The sequence below is a fragment of the Bacillota bacterium genome, from assembly GCA_024655925.1.
In the GTDB taxonomy this organism is placed as follows: domain Bacteria; phylum Bacillota; class DTU025; order DTU025; family JANLFS01; genus JANLFS01.
Window position 1 is genome coordinate 1 of the sequence record JANLFS010000056.1, and the last position, 2,285, is coordinate 2,285.

The 2,285-nt window shown below is 57.5% G+C and carries 3 protein-coding genes; 2 read left to right on the forward strand and 1 reads right to left on the reverse strand.

Going from position 1 to position 2,285, the window contains the following annotated elements:
- Nucleotides 1–164 precede the first annotated feature (164 nt).
- Together NUW23_09680 and NUW23_09685 are read left to right on the forward strand one after the other, a co-directional pair.
- Entirely contained in the window at nt 165–791 is a 627-nt protein-coding gene (locus NUW23_09680; GenBank protein MCR4426443.1) for a sugar phosphate isomerase/epimerase, read from the forward strand.
- 199 nt (nt 792–990) lie between these two features.
- A complete protein-coding gene (locus NUW23_09685) occupies nt 991–1,560 on the forward strand; it encodes a glucose-6-phosphate isomerase (protein MCR4426444.1) in 570 nt (189 codons plus the stop codon).
- Between the two features lie 254 nt (nt 1,561–1,814).
- Here NUW23_09685 and NUW23_09690 read toward each other — a convergent pair.
- A partial coding sequence (locus NUW23_09690) for a hypothetical protein (protein ID MCR4426445.1) occupies nt 1,815–2,285 on the reverse strand: 471 nt, incomplete at its 5' end.

A 2,285-nucleotide genomic window follows, 5' to 3' on the forward strand; every position in this document is an offset into this window, starting at 1 on the left:
TAACGTGGCGCAATGTGAGGCGTAACAAAAATCAACATTCAGTGGAGGCGGTCTGGCGGAAACCACACAGAGGACCCGCATAACGAGGTGCCGTCCCGGAGACTTCTGGGTGATAACTCGGCTAGATACTCAGAAGAGATCAGGTTTCTTGGGAGGTGTCGGCTGTGAAATACTCGGTGAGCAACTGGATCTACGGCGACGAGTCTCTCGAGGCTACGCTCGCGAGGCTTAGCCGGTACGGGTACGACGGAGTCCAACTCATGGGCGAACCCCGGGTGTACGACCCATGCGTGGTGAACCGGCTGTGCCAGGAACACGGCCAAAGTATGCTGTCCATTGCCGACATGTACCCCTGGCCTACGGACAGCCGCGACCTCGCAAACCCTGACCCCGTGATTAGGTATGAGACTTCCCTGGTCACAAACGTCCGGGACGGGCTGAAATTCGTATCGGACGTCGACTCGCCCGCTGTCAAGCTTCACCTTGACACCTTCCACATGAACATCGAGGAGAGCGATCCCGCGGGCGCCGTTTTGGAGGCGGAGGATCTCCTCATTAACGTTCACATAGCCGACAGCAACCGGCAGTCGGTCGGGAGAGGCCACTTCGACTTTCGCGCTCTCATGCGGTCGCTCAAACAGATCGGGTACGAAAGGGCGCTTGCTCTGGAGCCACTGCCCCCCGTTCCAGATCCGTACATGGCCGCCAGGATGCAGAGGTTCAAGGATCTTCGGGATGTGTACGCGAGGGAAAGCATAGAGAGGCTCAGGGCCATCGAAATGGAGGTTTAGTGCAGGACACATGCTCTCGGTATCGGGTCAGTTCTCTGCGGGGAGGTGATGGCAGGTGCGTGGTCGAAGCGGTCCTTAACGCATATGAGAATCGTGATGAGACCCTGAGTCCAAACCGGCTTTCTTTTTATGTTATGTCTGGCTTCCCGGCCGATGGAAGGTGGTGCCTTTGAAGAGATACGACTGGCCTTTCAACGCCATGATCGACTTCGAGACAGGCGTAATGCTCCCTGCGGACGGCAAGATCGAGAGAAGACTGAGTCAGATGAAGGGCGTGTTCGCAGACGAGAAGGCATACCTGGCATGCCTCGAAAAGGAGGATTCCCTGGTCTACGAGGTCTACACCTCAACTCCCCCTGAGCGCGAAGGCGATCTGATCTACTGCACGAGCGTGATATACCCGGGCAAAGTGGGCGATGAGTTCTATATGACAAAGGGGCACTATCACGCGAAGCGGGGCACGTCAGAAGTGTATTTGTGCGTCGGCGGGCGCGGGATGCTCGTGCTTGAGAATCCGCACGGAGACTCCACCGTCCTCGACATGTACCCCGGATCCATGTCCTACATACCTCCGTTCTGGGCTCACAGGACGGTCAACACCGGGTCCGGCCCCTTCATATTCATCGGCGTGTACCCGGCGGATGCAGGGCACGATTATGGCACCATAGAGGCGTGTGGCATGATGAAACTGGTGCTCCAGAGGGGTGGACAGACGGTGGTCCTCGACTCGCAAAGGGCCTCTCCGAAAGCAGGCGAGGGGTTGTCGTGAAAGGTCCCTTCCTGGTCGGAGTGGACATTGGAGTTTCGGAGGCTAAGACCGCCCCCGCCACCGTGAAGGAGTGCGTAAACACATCAGGAGTGAAAGGCGCCGATGTGGCCGCTGGTCTCAACGGTACGTACGGTCGTGTGGCAGGAGGGGGAGGGGGGCTAACCGCCCCCTCCTACCCGATTTCTCACTGGGCTTTCCGCATATGTGATCCCCAGCCCATCGACACTACTCTCAGTCCGGTCCCGGGATATCATCTATTGATACCCTTTCAAGTGTAGCTCACTGACATAGGTCATACCTGGTGTCGTGTTGTACCAGCAACGTGTGGATACGAGCATGCCGGTATCTTGTAGGTAGTAGTACTCATACCCAAAAGACGAGGTGATCTCGGAAATACCAGTGACTCGCCTTCCGTCGGGCAAAGGTCCGTTGAAGCATACGCGAGTCTGGCAGCCCGTAGCCGGATCGGAATCTCGGACTTGGTCAACGCGGAGCGTTGTGAGCACTGACGGTGGCAGCCAGACTCCACCGACATGGTGCTTTCCACTTATCGTAATCTTGCGGTCGGTCTGAGGTGGCAGACCAGAGCTTCCGTACATCGTGGACACCTCGTTGGTCCTAATCCAGTGGGATCCCCGGTCGACCACGCTCAGGACTTGGCTGGCGGGAAAGGTGAAGACGGGGCTGTTCGGCACCATATGGCCTACATAACCGTCATACTGGAA

Coding starts and splice junctions, on each gene's coding strand:
- NUW23_09685 (MCR4426444.1), top strand. CDS start 991: ATGATCGACTTCGAGACAGGCGTAATGCTCCCTGCGGACGGCAAGATC.